The organism is Arthrobacter ginkgonis (assembly GCF_039540195.1).
Classification (GTDB): Bacteria; Actinomycetota; Actinomycetes; order Actinomycetales; family Micrococcaceae; genus Zafaria; species Zafaria ginkgonis.
The window spans coordinates 366,988-385,988 of record NZ_BAABEO010000008.1; the positions used below are offsets into that span (position 1 = coordinate 366,988).

The 19,001-nt window shown below is 63.8% G+C and carries 15 protein-coding genes; 4 read left to right on the forward strand and 11 right to left on the reverse strand.

The window, feature by feature from the left end:
• The 3 genes from ABD912_RS04190 to rfbB form a co-directional block, all read right to left on the reverse strand.
• Window positions 1–681 (reverse strand): hypothetical protein, encoded by a 681-nt coding sequence (locus ABD912_RS04190; RefSeq protein ID WP_345148699.1) that lies wholly within the window; start codon window positions 679–681, stop codon window positions 1–3.
• Window positions 682–1,074: 393 nt separating this feature from the next.
• Complete coding sequence (locus ABD912_RS04195) at window positions 1,075–2,541, reverse strand: sugar nucleotide-binding protein (RefSeq protein ID WP_425548016.1); 1,467 nt, start codon at window positions 2,539–2,541, stop codon at window positions 1,075–1,077.
• 11 nt (window positions 2,542–2,552) lie between these two features.
• Window positions 2,553–3,551 carry a dTDP-glucose 4,6-dehydratase gene (gene rfbB / locus ABD912_RS04200; RefSeq protein WP_345148700.1) on the reverse strand — a complete coding sequence of 333 codons (999 nt, stop codon included), beginning with the start codon at window positions 3,549–3,551 and terminating at the stop codon, window positions 2,553–2,555.
• Window positions 3,552–3,605: 54 nt separating this feature from the next.
• Here rfbB and rfbA point away from each other — a divergent pair, with 54 nt between their 5' ends.
• Window positions 3,606–4,466, forward strand: a complete 861-nt coding sequence (rfbA, locus tag ABD912_RS04205; RefSeq protein WP_345148702.1) for a glucose-1-phosphate thymidylyltransferase RfbA — start codon at window positions 3,606–3,608, stop codon at window positions 4,464–4,466.
• A gap of 153 nt (window positions 4,467–4,619) precedes the next feature.
• Here the strand turns inward: rfbA and ABD912_RS04210 are convergent, their stop codons facing one another.
• The 8 genes from ABD912_RS04210 to ABD912_RS04245 form a co-directional block, all read right to left on the reverse strand.
• On the reverse strand, window positions 4,620–5,183 hold the full coding sequence (locus ABD912_RS04210) for a hypothetical protein (RefSeq protein WP_345148704.1): 564 nt from the start codon (window positions 5,181–5,183) through the stop codon (window positions 4,620–4,622).
• A 296-nt stretch (window positions 5,184–5,479) separates the two neighbouring features.
• Entirely contained in the window at window positions 5,480–7,375 is a 1,896-nt protein-coding gene (locus ABD912_RS04215) for a glycosyltransferase family A protein (RefSeq protein WP_345148706.1), read from the reverse strand.
• Between the two features lie 16 nt (window positions 7,376–7,391).
• Complete coding sequence (locus tag ABD912_RS04220; RefSeq protein WP_345148708.1) at window positions 7,392–10,085, reverse strand: glycosyltransferase; 2,694 nt, start codon at window positions 10,083–10,085, stop codon at window positions 7,392–7,394.
• Between the two features lie 159 nt (window positions 10,086–10,244).
• The gene (locus ABD912_RS04225) at window positions 10,245–11,600 is read right to left on the reverse strand and encodes a lipopolysaccharide biosynthesis protein (RefSeq protein ID WP_345148712.1); all 1,356 of its coding nucleotides are present in this window, start codon (window positions 11,598–11,600) and stop codon (window positions 10,245–10,247) included.
• Window positions 11,601–11,779: 179 nt separating this feature from the next.
• A complete protein-coding gene (locus ABD912_RS04230; RefSeq protein WP_345148714.1) occupies window positions 11,780–12,781 on the reverse strand; it encodes a polysaccharide pyruvyl transferase family protein in 1,002 nt (333 codons plus the stop codon).
• Window positions 12,782–12,827: 46 nt separating this feature from the next.
• Window positions 12,828–13,736 carry a beta-1,6-N-acetylglucosaminyltransferase gene (locus tag ABD912_RS04235; RefSeq protein ID WP_345148716.1) on the reverse strand — a complete coding sequence of 303 codons (909 nt, stop codon included), beginning with the start codon at window positions 13,734–13,736 and terminating at the stop codon, window positions 12,828–12,830.
• Between the two features lie 79 nt (window positions 13,737–13,815).
• Complete coding sequence (locus ABD912_RS04240; RefSeq protein ID WP_345148718.1) at window positions 13,816–14,940, reverse strand: glycosyltransferase; 1,125 nt, start codon at window positions 14,938–14,940, stop codon at window positions 13,816–13,818.
• Window positions 14,937–15,554 (reverse strand): LbetaH domain-containing protein, encoded by a 618-nt coding sequence (locus tag ABD912_RS04245; protein ID WP_345148719.1) that lies wholly within the window; start codon window positions 15,552–15,554, stop codon window positions 14,937–14,939. The genes ABD912_RS04240 and ABD912_RS04245 overlap by 4 nt, the downstream gene beginning before the upstream one ends.
• A 61-nt stretch (window positions 15,555–15,615) precedes the next feature.
• Here ABD912_RS04245 and ABD912_RS04250 point away from each other — a divergent pair, with 61 nt between their 5' ends.
• From ABD912_RS04250 to ABD912_RS04260, 3 genes are all read left to right on the forward strand, one after another.
• Entirely contained in the window at window positions 15,616–16,851 is a 1,236-nt protein-coding gene (locus tag ABD912_RS04250) for a glycosyltransferase family 4 protein (RefSeq protein WP_345148720.1), read from the forward strand.
• 65 nt (window positions 16,852–16,916) lie between these two features.
• A complete protein-coding gene (gene gmd / locus ABD912_RS04255; protein WP_345148721.1) occupies window positions 16,917–17,966 on the forward strand; it encodes a GDP-mannose 4,6-dehydratase in 1,050 nt (349 codons plus the stop codon).
• A 3-nt stretch (window positions 17,967–17,969) separates the two neighbouring features.
• The gene (locus ABD912_RS04260; RefSeq protein WP_345148722.1) at window positions 17,970–18,941 is read left to right on the forward strand and encodes a GDP-L-fucose synthase family protein; all 972 of its coding nucleotides are present in this window, start codon (window positions 17,970–17,972) and stop codon (window positions 18,939–18,941) included.
• Window positions 18,942–19,001 lie beyond the last annotated feature (60 nt).

A 19,001-nucleotide genomic window follows, 5' to 3' on the forward strand; every position in this document is an offset into this window, starting at 1 on the left:
TCAAGGCTGGCGCCGATCCGGTGCCGCGAACGTGTCCGGCAGCACGCGGGCACCGGCCGCCTCCCGGTCGAAACGGCCCAGCACCGACACCCGGCCCGGCGCATTGATCACGGCATGGGGAGCCCGTTCGCGCAACAACCGCATCCCCCGATCCGAGGCCGTCCTGTAGTCGGCCTGCGCACCGCCCTCCAGCGATCCCCAGAGAGGGTCGTCGATGGCCAGCACCGTGTCAGCGTGCGCCAGGGCGAAGGCCATGAAATCGTCACTGCGGACGGCACCGGCAGCTTCCGGCAGCAGGCCCGCCCGGTGCAGCGGATAGGAAGAGACCAAAGCAGGTTCCACCGCGGCCGGTTCCACCGCGAGTGCCACGGAATCCACGGCAAGGGGAAGGCCCATGGAACGGGCCACCAGCGTATGGTGCGCGGCCAGTCCGTTGGTACCCGGCGGCAGCCCGATCACCGCGCATCCCGGGGCCCCGCCTTCGGCGTCGGATACGGCCCAGTCCCCATCGGCACGTCCCAATTCGACCGGGCCCAATTCGGCCAGGATCCGCACGGCGGCGGTGGCCGCGGCCTCGGCCGGGCAGCCACGGCCCACCGGCACAAAATGGATCTCCGGCGCACGCTCCGGACGGTGGATCGCCACGGCGAGGGTCTGCGCATCAATCAGGTCGCAGCGCAAGAGCACACTCCCCGGGAGGGCCGCTCCCAGGCCCTCCAAGGCGGCGTCGCGGATGCGCGCGGAGAGTGACGAAAGGAGGGTGACGAACACAGGAACCCCTTTCCGGCGGTTGGCGTTCCGCCACGGCCCGGAGGTTCCCACCAGTGTGTGGGTGAAACCTCCGGCATGTCCTACTCGGTCAAACGGCAACAGGCGTGGGGATAACCATGCCAGCCCCTGCCGCCCCATCGGCGCCGTCCGCAGCCAGGCGAGGGCGCGGATTTCACGCCGAAATGGCTGCAAGATCCACTTTACATATTGATGACCGCCATTCGGTAAATAATGTCATCGTCTTGTAAAAAAGACGGCCTGCGTCACAGACGGCAACCCCGCCAGGCAGGCGGCGTCCCGCGTTCACCCGTGCAGGTACTCGCGCAGCCGCACCAGCTGGTCCTCGGGCTCGAAGCCGGTGGAGCGGATCTTGGCCAGGTCCAGCACGCTGTTGGCCGGCCGCGGGGCCGCCTGCTTCCCCGCGAAGTACTCGCCGGTGGAAACCCCGGTGACGGCCGCCGGGTCGTGCCCGGTGGCCGCATAGACCTCCGCGGCGATCTGGGCCCAGCTCATCGGTTCGCCCGCGTTGGTCAGGTTGTAGGTGCCGTAGGGGGCGCCGTTGGCCAGCAGGTGCCGGATGCCGTCGGCCAGGTCCCGGGTGAAGGTGAGCCGGCCGGTCTGGTCGTTGACCACGGACGGGGAAATCCCGCGCTCGGCGAGGGACGCCATGGTGGCCACGAAGTTCGCGCCCTCCCCCACCACCCAACTGGTGCGCAGGATGTAGTGGCGCGGCAGGACCGAGACGATGGCGTCCGCGGCGGCCTTCGTCTGCCCGTAGACGCCCAGGGGCGAGACTGGCGCGGCCTCCGCGCGGCCTGCTCCGGCATCGGGCCCGCTTTCGGACCCGGCCGGGGTGAGAGTGCCGTCGAAGACGTAGTCGGAGGACACGTGGACCAGGGCGAGCCGGTGCTCCAGGCAGGCCCTGGCCAGTGCGGCCACCCCGGTCACGTTCGCGGCCCACGCGTCGCGGCGGCCGGGCTCCGTCTCGGCGGCGTCGACGGCGGTGTGCGCGGCGGCGTTGATGACCGTGCCGTAGCCGCGCCAGTCGAACCCTGCCACCGCGGCCGCATCGGCGAGGTCCAGCTCGGCGCGGGTCGCGAACACGACCGACGCGTCGCCGTCGTACGCGGCGCGCAGCGCCCGTCCCAGCTGGCCGTTCGCGCCCAGGACCAGCGTCTTGCGCGGCGGCATCGGGACCACGTCGGCCAGCCGCGGATGGGCCCTGTCCTTCGCGGAGAGCTCGGCGTTCTCCAGCGGGATCGGCCATTGGATGGCGGCGGTCTCGTCGGCGAGGTTGAGGAAGGTGTATTCGGCCTGCGCGTCGGCGGACCAGTGGTCGTTGACCAGGTAGGAGTACGCGGTCTGGTCCTCCAGGGTCTGAAAGGCGTTGCCCACGCCGCGCGGGACGAACACCGCCTTGGACGGATCCAGTTCCGCGGTGAACACGGCCCCGAACCCGGGCCCCTCCCGCAGGTCCACCCACGCGCCGAAGATCCGACCCGTAGCGACGGAAACGAACTTGTCCCACGGTTCGGCGTGGATCCCGCGCGTGGTGCCGGCGGAGGCGTTGAAGGACACGTTGTTCTGCACCGGGCCGAAGTCCGGCAGCCCCGCGGCGAGCATCTTCTCCCGCTGCCAGTTCTCCTTGAACCAGCCCCGGTTGTCCCCGTGCACCGGCAGGTCCACCACCAGCAGGCCGGGGATCGGCCCCGGCTCGGTGACCGCCAGCGGCTTGGCGAAGCCGATGGTGCCCTCGGTGGCCGCGCTCACTGCCCGCCCGTTCACTGCCCGCTCCGCGCGTACTTGGCCTCGGTGGCCGCCTTGGCCGGCCGCCACCAGTCCTCGTTGTCCCGGTACCAGCCGATGGTCGCGGCCAGTCCGGAGTCGAAGTCCCTGTAGGCCGGGGTCCAGCCGAGCTCGGTGCGCAGCTTGGTCGAATCGATCGCGTAGCGCAGGTCGTGCCCTGGCCGGTCGGCGACATGGTCGTAGGCCTGGGGATCCTCCCCCATCAGGGCAAGGATCGCCTCGACCACCGACTTGTTGTCCTTCTCCCCGTCGGCCCCGACCAGGTAGGTCTCTCCGATCCGGCCCCGGTTCAGGATCGTCCACACGGCGCTGGAATGGTCGTTGGCGTGGATCCAGTCCCGCACGTTCAGCCCCGTTCCGTACAGGCGGGGGCGGATGCCGTCGATCACGTTGGTGATCTGGCGCGGGATGAACTTCTCCACGTGCTGGTACGGACCGTAGTTGTTGGAGCAGTTGCTGATCGTGGCCTCCAGCCCGAACGAACGCACCCAGGCCCGCACCAAAAGGTCCGATCCGGCCTTGGTGGATGAGTACGGGCTGGAGGGGTTGTACGGGGTGGACTCGGTGAACCGCTGCGGGTCATCGAGTTCCAGGTCCCCGTAGACCTCGTCCGTGGAAATGTGGTGGTAGCGGACCCCGTGCCGCCGCGCGGCTTCGATCAGGGTGTAGGTGCCGAGGATGTTGGTGTCCACGAACGGGCGCGGACCGGCCAGCGAATTGTCGTTGTGCGACTCCGCCGCATAGTGCACCACGGCGTCGGCCCCGGCCACCAGCGCATCGACCGTCTCGGCGTCGCACACGTCCCCCACCACCAGCGACACCCGCTCCTCCGGCAGCCCCGCCAGCGACGCCGGGTTGCCCGCGTACGTCAGCTTGTCCAGGACCACCACCTCCGAATCGGTATTCCCGATCAGGAAATGCACAAAGTTTGATCCAATGAATCCGGCTCCCCCGGTGACCAGAATTTTCCCCATGAACGCGATGCTAATGTCTTCCCTTTTCCAAAAACAGGGGTAAAGATGGGCCGCATGCGAGGAATCGTTCTGGCTGGGGGAACCGGGTCGCGTCTTCACCCCATCACCCTTGGAATCAGCAAGCAGCTTGTGCCCGTCTACGACAAGCCGATGATCTACTATCCGCTGTCCACGTTGATGCTGGCCGGCATCAGGGACATCCTGGTCATCACCACGCCGCAGGACCAGGACCAGTTCCAACGGCTGCTCGGTGACGGCAGTCAGTGGGGCATCAACCTGACCTACAAGACCCAGCCCTCTCCGGACGGGCTGGCGCAGGCGTTCGTGATCGGCGCGGAGCACATCGGCACGGAAGGCGCAGCCCTGGTGCTGGGAGACAACATCTTCCACGGACCCGGGTTGGGCCGGCAGCTGCGCAAGCTGACCCGCGGCGAGGGCGCCACCGTGTTCGGCTACCACGTGGCGGACCCGACCGCGTACGGCGTCGTGGAATTCGACGCCGACGGCCATGCGGTTTCGCTGGAGGAGAAGCCCGCCCACCCGAAGAGCAACTACGCGGTTCCGGGGCTGTACTTCTACGACAACGACGTCGTGGAGATCGCCCGCAACCTCAAGCCCTCCGCCCGCGGCGAGCTGGAAATCACCGACGTGAACCGCACCTACCTGGAGGCCGGAAGGCTGAACGTGCAGGTGCTGCGCCGCGGCACTGCCTGGCTGGACACCGGCACCTTTGAAACCCTCAACGACGCCGGCATCTACATCCGCACCATCGAGGCCCGACAGGGTCAGAAGATCGGCGTGCCGGAGGAGATCGCTTGGCGGTACGGGTTCATCGACGACGGGCAGCTGTCCGCGCTGGCGGACAAGCTGGGCAAGAGTGGCTACGGCCAGTACCTGCTGGGGCTGCTCGGCTAGACGGCGCCTTCCGAACCGCCCCCCCTGAACCCGTCCAAACCCGCACGATCCCCTGCTGGCCGAGCTGCCCGCCGTCAACCCCGTGTTCGCTACCGGTTCCCGCGATGAGATGTGGTGCTGGGCTTCTCCTCGGGGGTGGGGGCTCGGGTGGGTTTAGCGGCAGATCTTGGCGCGGATCTTTTTCGCGACGGTCATGTCCTTGGAGGTGTAGTAGAGGCCCTTGACGTTGGGTGCGCCCAGAAGCACCGAGTACGCGTCGGTGACACGTTCAATACGGTTCTTGACGATTCTGGGGATGAGTATTCCGCACTTGCGGTGAATCTCCCGGTGGGCGACCTCGTGGAGTGCGATGTGACGGATCTTCGTCCGGCTCTGGTTCAGCCCGAGGGTGCTGATCGAGAGAGGGTTCTTCCGGGAGGGTGTGTAGCAACCCAGGACGCGGGAGGACGTTGTGCACCTGTTGTTGGCGTGCACGATGGTGACGCCGTACTTCTTGGTGATCGACTGGGCGAACTTCAGGTTCCTGCGCTGTTGCGTGGTGAGACTGGATTTCCGGGCCTCCACGGCCGCTGCTGTTTGGACGACGTTCTGACCGAGGGTGGGGACAGCCGGGGCTGTCGATGTCGGCGGTGCCACGGCGGCTGCGCAAAGCCCGAGCGTAAGGACCGCAACGAGCAGGATCGCCCAGGGCATTCTGTGGTGGTGGGGCGTCTTCACGGTGTTCTCTTTTCTGGGGTGAGCGAGAAGGCCGCGTTGTGGCGGCCCATGGTTTGCTCGAAAGATCCGTCGGGATCTCCCGGAGAGGGACCTTCATCGAGGTCCAACCGACTCATCCCCGGTGCACCCTGTGGTGCACGGGTACCAGATACCACACCAAGAGGCTGCTCCCGATACAAGGGGTCGGGCTACCCTTTTTCCGGCCTGACCCCTGAGTGGAATCCTCGGCTGGAAGGCCGTTTCCGGATGGTGGCATAGGTTTCGGCGGGGCGTGCGGGCCAGCTCGCGTCGCGCGCCTACGCCTCCGGCGGCTTGAACAGGGTGGTGCTCCACCGGTCCTCGAAGCGCATCCGCGACTCGGTGAGATCCAGCCCGGCCGGGGCGGAGATCTCCACCCTGGCGGTCCCGCGCTCGCCGACCAGTTGGGCCGGGTAGGTGACCTTGCCGTTCCCGCCGGCCCTGCTCCCGTCCGTGCCCACCGGCCCCGCCTCCACACTGCCGGCCAGCCGGGTGTCCCCCGAGACGTGGACGGCGGGAAGGCGCAGCACCAGCGGCTCCCCGGGGGCCGAGTCCTGGGCCAGGTCCTGCTTGCGGGGACGCGCGGAGCCGACCGCCGTGCGGGCGAAGGACTCAAGGTCCAGCGCCAGCGCCCCGCCCTGGGTCCGGTACGGAATCGCCGAGCGGCCGTTGAGCAGGGCCGGCCTGCCCGGGTCCCACGTGGTGCGCACCCGGTGGGTTGCCCCGTACCCCAGTCCGGTGATGCGCACGAAGATGTCCCACACGCCGCCGTCGAGCCGGGACCCGTAGGCGGCCGTCTCCGGGTCCAGCTCGAACACCACCTCGGCGCGCACGGCGAGCGCGGGGCCCAACCGGCTCGCGTCCACCCGGCTGCGGCCCTGCAGCAGCCAGTCGACGTCGGTTTCCCGGCTGCGGATGACCGGCTCCACAGCGGCCGCGGCCGGGTAGTGGGCCAGCACCTCCTCCGGGACGCCGGAGACGATGCTCTCCGGAAGGTTGCGGAACAGTGCCCCGGCCAGCGGATCCGCCCGCACGGCATGCCGCCCACCGGCCCCCTCCGCCCCGGCCACTTCATCCCCGTTCCGACCGCGGCGCGCGAACGGCAGCGGCGCGCCCGCGCCGTCGAGCAGGATGGCGTCCACGGCCACCTGCAGGACTCCCCGGGCCCACCGGACGTCGCGCACCTCGGGGGCCACCCGAATGCCGGCGTCCAGGCGGGAGAGCTCCAACAGCCGCACATGGTGGCCGCGGCGCAGCAGGTAGGAGCGCAGCCGTTCCGGCGGCTGCAGGCCGGCGTCGATCCGTTCGGGGAAGTGCTCCAGCAGCCGGTCGAAGCGGGCGGTGAAGCGTTTGCGGTCCGTGGTGGAATAGCGGCCGTAGCCGGCGACGCGCTCCAGGATGCGGCTGCGGTACCAGCGCCGCAGCAGCACGTCCTTGCGCGGATCGGAATCGGGCAGGGCGAGCACCGGCTGCAGCGACTCCTCGAAGGAGCGCCAATAGACCTCGAAGTCGTATCCGGCCTTGTGGCTGTTGTTCTCATGGATGGTCCACCGGTAGCACGGGTAGTCGGCCAGCACCCCCACGGCCTCCGTCGCGCACCACACCATCCCGTTGAAGCTGAAGTCCTCCAGCCGGATCCGCCCCTCCGGGAACCGGATCCCGTGCTCGGCCAGGAACTCCCGCCGGTAGAGCTTGTGCGGGGTGATGCATTGGACGGCGGCATCGTCCAGCCGGGCCAGCGGGGCGGCGTTGGCCCGCCATTCGTTCCACCCGGGCGAGGACCACCCCTGCACCACCTCCTTCGGGTGGAGCGCGTCCAGCCCCGCGCCCGCCGCGAAGCGCCCCATCCGCTCCAGGGCCTCCGGGAACAGGTAGTCGTCGTGGTCGCAGTAGAAGACGTAGCGCCCCCGGGCGGCGTCAGTGCCGACGTTGCGCGGCCGGCCGGGCCAGCCGGAGTTGGGGATCCGCAGCACCCGCATGTACGGGCGGGCGGCGGCCATCGCCTCCAGCCGGGGATACGTGCCGTCGGTGGAGCCGTCGTCCACGAAGATGGCCTCCCACTCCCCCGCCGGCAGCGTCTGGGCATCAAGCGACGCCACCAGGACATCGAGCTCCGGCGGCGAGTTGTAGGTGGCGACGACGACGCTCACCAGGACGTCCGTGCCGTTTCCCATGGCTGTTCCTTTCGCCCTACCCGTCCAGCAGCTTGCCGTCCTTCACCACCGGATTGCCGGCGACGCCGACGGCCCGGTAGAACTCCTCCATGGCGTGGTCGTTGTAGGCGGCGGGGTCGAAGACGGCGGGCTCCACCCTGCCGTCCAGGAAGGCCGTCAGCCCGGCGGCCAGGGCGTCGTCGTCGCGGTCGACGACGAGCCCCTGGCCCGGCGGCACCGCCGAATCGACCGAGCCGAACGCGGTGGTCACCAGCGGCAGCCCCAGCACCATGGCCTCGAGGATCACCATCGGCAGGCCCTCGTAGTCGCTGGAGAGGACGAAGCAGTCGGCCGCCTCCATCACCAGATACGGGTTGGCCAACTGTCCGGTGAAGCTCACGCACCGGTCCAGGCGCAGGTCACTGGCGAGCTGGCGCAGGTCCTTCTCCAGCGGGCCGCTGCCGATGAGCAGCAGCCGGGTCTTGGGCCGGGTCGCGTGGACCTGGGCGAAGGCCCGCAGCAGCCGCGCCTGGTTCTTTTCCGGGGAGAGCCGGCCGACGGTGACGAAGGTCTGCACGCCGTCCTCCTGCCCTTCCGGGAAGAAGGCGTCCAGGGTGCGCTGGTGGCCAAGTTCGGCGTCGATGGTGGCGTCGGTGTAGATCCTGCGCAGCGTGCGCATGATGTACCCCAGGTCGCGGGAGCCGGAACCGTAGAGCTCGGCGAAGGCGGCCTCCGCCCCCGGCAGCGGGGTGCGTTCGGTGGAGACCATCGCCTGCAGCCGGTGGTAGGCCAGCGAGTTGCGGGCGGAGACGAAGGACGACGGCGGCGCGTACGCGGCCAGGTTGGTCGCGTTGACGCGGGCCAGGTCGGCTGAGACGGAAACGATGGCGTCGAAGGACCGGTAGGCGGCGAACAGGGCCGTCAGGTGGACCCGGTGCGGCTGCTTGCCCTTGATCTCCTTGCGGGCCTCGGCGAAGAGGTCGTTGTGCGCCCAGACGGAGTGCTTGCGGGCGTGCCCGCGCAGCAGCACCAGGGACCAGAACGGCGAGTATCCGGAAAAGTCCACGACGTAGTCGAACCGGCTCTGCCCGAAGCAGCGGCTCCACTCGGTGTCCCAGATCGGCCGGGAGCCGGCCCTGAAGTTGCTTCCCCGCGCGGGACCCTTGTCCAGCATGCGCCGGTACCGGACCCGGTCGGCGATGCCAAGGATCGGTCCTCCCGCGCGGGGGAAGAGCCGGATGTTCGGGTTGATCCGCAGCGCGTTGGCGGCGCGGTCGGCCTGGTTGGAGTAGCTGTACCAGACGGAGACGTCGAACTTTTCGTGGTCGATGTTGTCCATTAGGTTCAGGAAGGAGGTGGTGATGCCGTTGGAAACCAGCCCGCCGGCATAGATCAGCAGCTTGCGGCGCCCGTCGGAGTGGTCGCGCAGCAGGTGGGTCTCCCCCAGGCCGTGCCTTTCCGTGCCCTGCCCGTGGGTTCCGGCTCCCTGTGCGCCCGCTCCGAAGACCGCCGCCACCACGCGCTCGGTCGCGTGGCCGTCGTCGTCCGGAACGTAGTCCCGCACGTCGCGCCCGTATTGTTCCCACGCATCCGACCACCCGCCGTCGCGCTCCTGCTGCGCCCGCACGCACTCGGCCAGGTGGGCTGCCAGTTCGGGCACGGTCCGGGCCACCGGCCCGGGCAGCGAGTCGGGGCTGCGGTAGAGGCCGCGGCCCTCGGCGTAGTCCTCCCAGTCGGGGGTGTAGAAGAGGATGGGTCCGCCGGTGGCGAGGAAGTCGTAGAAGATGCTGGAGTAGTCGGTGACCAGCACGTCGGTGATGCCCAGGATCCGGTTGGCCGGGACCGCGTTGGGCACCAGGTACCCCTCCAGCCCCGGGGTGTCCCGCGCCGCGGCGTAGACCACCTGGTGGATCTTCAGCAGGACGCGGAAGCGGGTGGTGTCGATCAGCTCCTCCAGCGCACGTACGGTGTGCAGCAGCCGGGCGGCATCGTTGGCCGGGTTGTAGAAGGAATCGCCCTTCCACGTGGGGGCATAGAGGATGATCCCGCGGCCGTCGTCGTGGATGCCGGCCGCGGCCAGGCGTTCCCACAGGTCCTCCCGGGCGGCGGCGTCCGGCCACTGGTGGTCGATGCGCGGGTAGCCGGCCTGGATGATGGTGCCCTCGAAGATGTTCCGCAGCTTGTAGCCGGCGTAGTACATCTGCTCGGTGGTGAACGGATTCGGGGAGAGCAGGTAGTCGGCCTGGACGAAGTTGCGGATGATGTTGCGGGTGTCCGGCCCGCCCCCGGGGACGTCGTACCCCATCGCCTTCAGCGGGGTGCCGTGCCAGGTGTTCAGGTAGATCTGGCCGGGCCGCTTGGCGAAGGACCACGGGAAGGTGGAGTTGTTCACCAGGTACTGCGCGCCGGCCAGCGCCTCAAGGTAGTCGGCGGTGCCGGTTTCGACGAACGACACGCGGGGGTCCTCCGCAAACTCGGCCACCGTGTCCGCATGCTCCTGCAGCGAGTTCAGCGCCCAGACGTGCCGCAGGTGCCGGTAGCCAGGATCCGCGAGCAGGTGCCGGAAGATCGCCTCGGGATTGCAGAGCATCCCGTTGCCGGAAAACGACTCGTACAGCACCGTCCCGGTCCGGATCGGCGCGCTGCGCGCCCGTGCGTAGCGTTCGGCCGTGGCCAGCCGGCGGGCCCGCCCAGCCTGCTTTGCCAGGACCTTGTAGCTCCCCGATTCCATTAGGCGCCGAACACTCAATTTCCCCATGCAGAGCGTTTCCCCTCTGTCCCCCATGCGCGAACTCGCCCGGTGCGCGGGCGGGCACTGCCGAATCGGCTTCAGCTTAGGGCCTTGCTGGGAATAGGGGTAGAGAACACCGGCCCATGCCCATGAGAGGCGTCATCGGTCAGGAGCGGAAATTTGCTGCCCCAGTATCCGGTCAAAATCGCTCAAAGGCTCGGCAGCAGCGATCGGTACGCCCTTACCGTCCGCGGGTACGGAAAACTCTGTCTCGCTTTTCCTGTCCAACGTAGGACCGGCCCCACAATCTACTCGCCGCAGGCGACCCCGAGCACGAGGACTTGGACCAGCATGTCGAGCACGTCGCCGCGTCTGGCCAATCTGCCAGCGAGCCGTCGCGCTGCGAACTGCATATCCCAGAGCTAGACCACAGATGCCTCCGAGAGCACCAAACTGCCACGCAAGCACGGCGCATGCTCCGAGGCCAAGGAACGAAATAATCCCTGAAATGCGGGTGGACTGCCCCAAGATCCCCAAAGGTGCCAGGCCGCATTGAACCAGCATCGTAGTTTGAATCCCCAAGACGAAGAGAACAGCAAGCCCCAGCGCCACCACAAAGGGAACTTCTAACATACCCAAGGAGATCCATTTGAAGAAAGGTTCAGAAAAAGCCAAGAAAATCAATGCGCAGGCAAGTGCAATGACACAGCTTTGATTAACCACCCTCAGCGATGACCGAGCGGATGGACGCCCATTAGACACGGCTTTTGATCTGAAAAAATCAAATAGTGGTGAGAATGCAGTATTTGCCTGCTTCAGCGTTTTGTCTACCAAAGCAAACAGTGGAAGGGATTGGGGCGCGACTATAGCCACAATCGGAATGGCAGCCGTTGCGTAGGTAACGCCGATCACGCTATTTCCCAATCCGTGGATATTCTTTCGAATGACCGACCTAATGCCGCCTATGGATTTAACGCTACTGCCATCAGAATCCCGACTTACCCAGACCTGCGTTACACCGATGGCCAGAAATAGCCCAACAGTCGAACCGATGAGGATCCATTCCGGTTGCTTGAGGTGAGCCGTCAAGATAATCCCCACTAAGGTGGGCATAGTCCTCGGCAGCGTCTCAAGCAACTGCATCATTCCGGGTCTCGACAACCCGACAAATACCCAATTGCAACGCATCCCCAGAACAGCAGTCGACAGGAACGCGAGACCGAAGACTAACGCGTCCCGGCCCGCTCCAATAATCCACAGTACGACCATAAAAACAAGGACGGCAAAACAAAGAAGCGCGAACCGAACATACAAGGATCTCGCCACCCGAGCCGCAAGGGTTCCGGGGTGCGCCTGAGAAACCTCAGCAGGCCCCGTAAGGTCCCAGCCGAAGGAGATCACAATCGACGCCCAGACGCCGACGGTCTGGCAAAGTACGATATGTCCCCACGCCGCTGCGCCGACCGCTCCCATGAGCACAGGTATGGACACAAGGGCCAGCACGCCATAGACCAAAACACCAGCAGCGTACAGACAAACTGCCCCAAGAGATCGTTTCAGGATCTTTCCTCTCTCACGCCACCGTCACTTGAGGCAATTCCAGGGAAGCGGACTTCCAACTCTCCCTATCCCGCACTGGCGAGTACAACTATCGGAAATGGCGCCCACTCATCAGTGCAGAATCAAGAACTTTGCTAATCTTGATGGCTGAAGAATCGCTGGGCCTCGCGCACAGAACCAGCCATGCTCACGTTTCCCAGCGCAGAGACATAATCCGAGTAGATTCGCGAGATTTTGTGATTGACGTTATCTACTGCGACGACTTGCTTCCCCAGCAGTACTCCGAGCACCATTGCATGAAGCCGATCCGTCACCACCGACTCTCCTCGACTCAGATTCCTGATAGCTGACTCAAGATTCGTCTTCGCCATGGATTCGAACCCTCGAATCTTCAACCTCAGGAACAATCCGCCAAGTAAAGGGCACAGTCGCGATATATCTTCAGGCAAACGCTGCAACCGCCAGAGCACTCGAGGGGGAAGGCGAGTTTCCCAGTGCCAATCATAGGTAGCTACGCCCTCCGGGGGGATTCCGGATTCGGAAGCCGCGGTTGACTCCCTGTCCAAACGCAAAAGCTGGACTACAGGATTGGTCGTTTGCCCCAAAGCTTCCTGGTACCCCAATCCGAGCGCTAGGTCGGGGCAGAAATCGACAGTCGTCCCGGGAAATGCCTCCCGAGCTTCATCAACTGCAGCTCGCTCTCGCAAAAGAAGTACAACGTTACCGTGATTGGCCAGAACCTGGGCCGCACGATCTCGACCTGAAACGTGGTCAAAGTCCATGGTTTGAGGCAGTTGAATGATCTGTCGATCCGGGAAGCTTTCAATAACTTTTTCGCGGAAGGCTTGGTGATCCGGCCATCTATCTCCGAAATTTCCACCGCCATGGATAAGAATCGGCCCTTCGGGGTAGACTCGCCGAAGCTCTCGTGGATTGAAATAGTGTAGCGAAGCTTCATAAGAAACTTCTACGCCGAGACGGCTTAGATAGTTTTTGGTTCCGAGCCAAATCAGCGAGTCACCAGAATTAAAATGTCTCGGAAAATCAAGGAGCGCTACCTGCTTCGCTCCACCCAAGTGGTTACCTAGGGCGCGTAGCGTTTCCTGCTGGATTTCTGCAAGATCCTTGAATGCCATCAAATCCCCCTGATGCAAAAGCGATATCTTAGATTATGTAACATCTTCATGAGCTTGACCCCTGCGTTATCCTGGCATCTATCTGCCCAAGGATTTCTTGTTGACTCGACCTGATTTTTCGGATGAAAAAATCGTTGGCCTCAATTCCACTGGTCACATCGCTAGAAGACACATAGCCGTTCATGTCATCCCGCAAGTAGTGAAAATTCTGCAAACCAGAGACCTTGCCGTTCTGAGTGGATTCGAGGCCACCTGCTATAGTCTTTGAGCTCCACCGCGAGTTATGTACGAAAGTCTGAAAAGCCATTTCATCGGGCGCATACGAGTTGCGGAGAAAACGAAATTCCGAAGTCCTGATGGCGGCAACGGCTTCACGAGCGCATGCAACCGGGAGAGCCATCCATTGTGACCCCGCGACAGGTTGGAGAGTGTCAGGGATTTTTTGACTCCTAGATACTGCCGCCATAAATTTACGAAGAATTCGCGCCGCCAGCGGCGGTATAAAACCCTGCAAAGTCCCGCGAAGGTCAAACCAATGTCGGCGCGTAACTCGCTTCATGTCCCAACGTTGATCTGATGAACGCAAATCGTAGGCACGACAAAAGACCCCTCCATCCGAAGCAGAAATGGCCTCCACGAATTCCGGGAGGGGTCGGAGGGGGTAGCAGTTGCCCGAAAGGAAAACGACGTAATCGCCTTCATTCGCCTCACTGGGAAGAGCGTCGACACACTTCATCATGGCTTCCACAACAGAAAATCCGCCCCAGTGGACGGGGCAACGGTCATTAACGAAGTGAACCGAGGCGGACCTGAACGATGTCAGACCTGCTCGGAATCCTCGGACCTCTCGCTTGGCATCAATATGGGCAATGACCGGATGCGGAGCCAGTGAATCGACCAGTCGGCTGAACATCTCTTCGTCGTTGTGGGCCATGACTGCAAAGTAGATTTTCATCGAAGCGCGATCTGCCAGTCGACCGCAGTAGCGGCGGGTCTAAGGGCCCAGAGCCCACTACTTGATATGCAAAGCCACGTCACGCGCTGCCAACCTTTTCGTAGGTTCTGTTCAGTTGGGCCACGACGGAACCCATGTTGAAGCGCTGGCTCACTGCAATCGTCGCTGCTTTTGCCATGGTCGATCTCTTGAACTCGTCGCCCAACAGCCCGTCAACAACTTGAATGAGGTCATCCAGGGATTCGTCGAAGACCTCTCCGGCACCATACTGCTCGACGTACGGTGCCAACCCACACGAACTGGATACGACGACCGGGCAACCCACGGACATCGCTTCTAGTACTGCCATGGGAAACGGCTCATTGATCGACGGCAAGACAAAGAGGTCCTTGCCCCGCATCACGCTCAAGGTTTGTTCAGGTGAAATGGGTCCTAGCCACTTCACGTAGGCCCCTGCGTTATGGCGGGCGATGGCAGATTCCACCGCCGCGCCAGCACCCTCATCGGGTCCTACGAGCTCAAAAACATGCTGCGGATACTTGGCGTGCAATGCCGCCGCCATCTCCACGAACAGTTCGGGCCGCTTTCGAGCCTGAAGCCTAGCCAGATAGAGGACCCGCAACGATGGTGAATCAGCGCTGATGCCGGGGCCATTGTCGGGGACTCCGTTCGGCAGGAACTCAAGGGATTCGTGCTTCGCCCCTACTTCCAAGAGTCCCGCGCGCTCTGTTTCTGTCAGGTAGAAGACAGCTCCGGCTCGTCGTAGCAGACGTTTGGTCGCCAGGCGATCCAGGACATTTGCTGAAAGACGTGGGGATGGGTCGATCATGCCGTGGGTCTGGAGGACAAACGGCACTCCCCTCAAGGCGACGACGATGCCTGCCGGCAGCGTCACAAGGTCACGAGCGGCATGGATATGAACGACATCAAACCGACGCGCATTCTCATGAAGCCACTTGATCATTCGAGGTGCGGAAATTCCAGCAAACCCGATGCCTGGAATTGTCCGGTGTGCATTGAACAATGTAACTGACACGCCGTCAAAGACGGTCGGAAAGCCGTCATCGAACCCACTGCCGGCGGCGATGAACTCGGCGTCGTGGCCCGAACTGTGGATTTCCTTAACCAGATTGGTCGCCACCCGGACGGGTCCGCCATATGCACCATCAGGTGTTATCAGAGTCGCAATGTGGAGGATTTTCATTCGGTAGCCGATCCGTGGGAGGCCTGGTCTTTGTCCTCCGGAAACCGGTGTCCGAGAACAGATGGGGGACAGCCGCCAAACACGGTGTTCGCCGGCACATCACAGGAGACGACTGTCATGGGCTTGACAAGCGCGGAGGTGCCGACGGTGCAGCCGCCCGTAAGCATGACACGCGAGGTAAGCCAGGCTCCGTCCTTTATTTCTACGGGCGAAGTGAGCAAAGCCATATCGTTCCGATGTGCGTGGCTGCCAGTGGTTACGAATGTTTCCTGGGAGAGGACAACGTCCCGTCCGATGATCACCGTGTCTTGGTTGTGAATCCACACACCTTCGCCGATCCAGCTTCCGGCGCCGATCTCCAATTTCCAAGGGAACTTGACCCGGGTGCGAGGACGGAAAATCACGCCCTCACCGATCTTTGCTCCAAACAAGCGCAGGACCCGAATGCGGAGATTGGAACTAATCTGAAGCGGATTCGTCACGAAGAACAACTCAACGAGGCCCCATAGGTACACAACTAGAGCGGGACGTCCCCAAGCCGCGCGTTCCCCCGGCGCCCTGGAGAGGTCGATAACAGGAATCTCGTTTACGTCACTGTTCGTAATTTCGTTCATTTCGCCCCCGCCACACGCACGATTTCTTAATTTGTATATCCGCTCGCCTATTCTGGCATACGTGACTACCCGAGACTTCGCGGCATTGATTGTCAGCCTCAACTACGCCCCGGAGCCCACAGGCAATGCTCCGTATTCCACCAAGTTGGCGGAGGGGCTGCAGCGGAGGGGCCGCGATGTCCAAGTTCTCACCGGGTATCCGCATTACCCTGAGTGGAGCATTTCGGACGGCTACCACGGGATGACGATGGACCAGCGGATCAACGGCATCCCGGTGAAACGACTCAGGCACGCTGTGCCGGCCGAGCCCCGAACCCTTTCACGTATGCATATGGAACTCTCCTACGGGCTGCGCTCCATCCTCGCCAGCTGGCGGAAAGCCGACGTCGTTCTCACGGTTTCACCTGCGCTTTTCGCTTCTGGCCTAGCAGTCCTTAAGGCCCGCTTGACTAGGATCCCCGTTGGTGTCTGGGTCCAAGACATCTACAGCCGTGGCTTGGAGGAAACCCAAGGCTCGTCCTCATTGGCGGCCAAGATCATGAAACGGGTGGAGGGCCGAATTCTCCGGTCGGCCTCTGGGGTGGCCGTCATCCATGAACGCTTTCGGACGTACATCGTCGATGAACTCGGTGTCCCACACGACCGCGTCCGCGTCATCCGGAACTGGACACACATTTCCGTTCCCGAGAACGTAGACCGCGCAATGGCTCGTACTCGCTTCGGCTGGGCACCAGAGGACATTGTCGCCCTGCACGCTGGCAATATGGGCATCAAGCAAAATCTGGAGAATGTCGTCGATGCCGCCCGACTCGCGGACCTGCAAGGATCTTCCGTGAGATTCGTGCTCCTCGGCCACGGCAACCAGCGCCAGTCGCTGGAGAAGTACGCCCAGGGAGTGAAAAACATCACTTTTATGGACCCTCTTCCGGATGAGCTCTTCACGCAGGCCCTTCAGGCAGCGGACGTACTGATCGTGAACGAGATGCCCGGGGTCAAGGAAATGTCCGTCCCCAGCAAGCTGACGTCATACTTCGCCACAGGACGGCCCATCGTGGCCGCTACGGAACCGGATAGTGCGACGGCCGACGAAATCCGTGCCTCAGGTGCGGGTATCCAAATCAACTCTGGCCGGCCCCAGTCTTTACTCGAAGCAGTCGAGGAACTGGTAGCCGACACCAAATTGGCCGCTTCTTGCGGGGCCGCCGGCGTTCCATACGTACAGTCCGTACTTGACGAGTCACGGGCCGTCGCCGCGTACCAAGATTGGCTGGCAAACTTGATTACCACCGCTAGGTAGGAATTAATAGCCTCTAGGGGTGTCCACGACAGATGTTGTTAAAATCATTTACACAGGGGGAAAACTTGGCCAAGAAAGCGCTCATTACGGGGATCACGGGCCAAGACGGCTCCTACTTGGCTGAGCTGCTGCTCGGCAAGGGCTACGAGGTCCATGGCCTGATCCGCCGCGCATCGACGTTCAACACCGCCCGCATCGACCACATGTACGTGGACCCGCACCAGGAGGGCGCGAAGCTCTTCCTCCACTACGGCGACCTCTCCGACGGCGCCCGTTTGGTGACGCTGCTGGCCCAGATCAACCCGGATGAGATCTACAACCTCGCCGCCCAGTCCCACGTCCGGGTCTCTTTCGACGAGCCGGAACACACCGGCAACACCACAGGCATGGGCAGCATCCGGCTGCTGGAGGCCATGCGCATGGCTAACGTGAACGCCCGCTTCTACCAGGCGTCGTCCTCCGAGATGTTTGGCGCCACTCCGCCGCCGCAGGACGAGGAAACCCCGTTCTACCCGCGCTCCCCTTATGGCGCAGCCAAGGTCTACAGCTACTGGGTCACCAAGAACTACCGCGAGGCGTACGGGATGTTCGCCGTCAACGGCATCCTGTTCAACCACGAGTCCCCGCGCCGCGGCGAAACGTTCGTGACCCGCAAGATCACCCGTGCCGTCGCCGCCATCAAGGCAGGCAAGCAGCACGAGCTCTACATGGGCAACCTGGACGCCGTGCGCGACTGGGGATACGCCGCCGAATACGTCGAAGGCATGTGGCGCATGCTCCAGGTCGATGAGCCCGAGGACTTCGTGCTGGCCACCAATGCGGGCTACACGGTCAAGGACTTCCTGCAGTACTCCTTCGAGCACGTCGGCCTGAACTGGGAAGACTACGTCCGCTTCGATGAGCGTTACCTGCGCCCCACCGAGGTCGATGCTCTGATCGGCGACTACTCCAAGGCCAAGGACAAGCTCGGCTGGGAGCCCACGGTCAAGACCCCGGAACTCGCCCGCATCATGGTCGACGCCGACATTGAAGCCCTCAAGAACGCTGGCACGCACTGGATCGACACCGTCGACCTGAAGAGCTGGAACAGCGACCTTTTGGTTACGGGGGCCTAAACGGTGGAGAACGTCGAGTTCACCGCCCGCCCGCTGGACCGCAACGCCAAGGTCTATGTCGCAGGCCACCGCGGATTGGTCGGGTCCGCGATCTGGCGCAAGCTGGAGGCCGAAGGCTTCACCAACATCATCGGCCGCACCTCCGCCGAGCTGGACCTGAAGGACCGTGGTGCGGTCTTCGAGTTCTTCTCCCAGGAGAAGCCACGGTATGTAGTGTTGGCCGCGGCCAAGGTCGGCGGCATCCTGGCCAACAACACCTACCCGGTGGACTTCCTCAGCGAGAACCTGCAGATCCAGCTCAACACCATGGACGCAGCGCTGGAACATGAGGTCGAGCGCCTGCTCTTCCTCGGTTCCTCCTGCATCTATCCGAAGCTGGCCCCTCAGCCGCTGAAGGAGGAGTACCTGCTCACTGGGCATCTGGAGCCCACCAACGACGCCTACGCAATCGCCAAGATCGCCGGCATCCTTCAGGTCCAGGCCGTCCGCCGCCAACATGGCAAAGCGTGGATCTCCGCCATGCCGACCAACCTGTATGGCCCAGGCGATAACTTCTCCCCCGCCGGCTCCCACGTGTTGCCGGCCCTGATCCGCCGCTACGACGAGGCCGTCCGGGATGGCGTCAACACCGTGGTGAACTGGGGCACCGGATCTCCGCTGCGCGAGTTCCTCCACGTCGACGACATGGCTGCCGCGTGCCTGTTCCTGCTGGAGAACTACGACGGTCCGGAACAGGTCAACGTGGGCGTCGGCACTGACGTGACTATTCGGGAAGTCGCCGAGATCGTGGCGGCGGCAGTCGGCTATACCGGCACCATCGAGTGGGATGCTTCCAAGCCGGACGGTACTCCGCGTAAGTTGATGGATGTCAACAAACTCACCGAAGCTGGCTGGAAGGCCCAGATCGGTTTGCGTGATGGCATAGCAGGGACCGTGGCCTGGTTCCGGGAGCACCGGGACTCCTTCCGCGCGTAACACGCGGGTGGCTTGCGGCTTCCGCTGGCCGCCCGCATCCGCACCAGCGGATAACCTAAC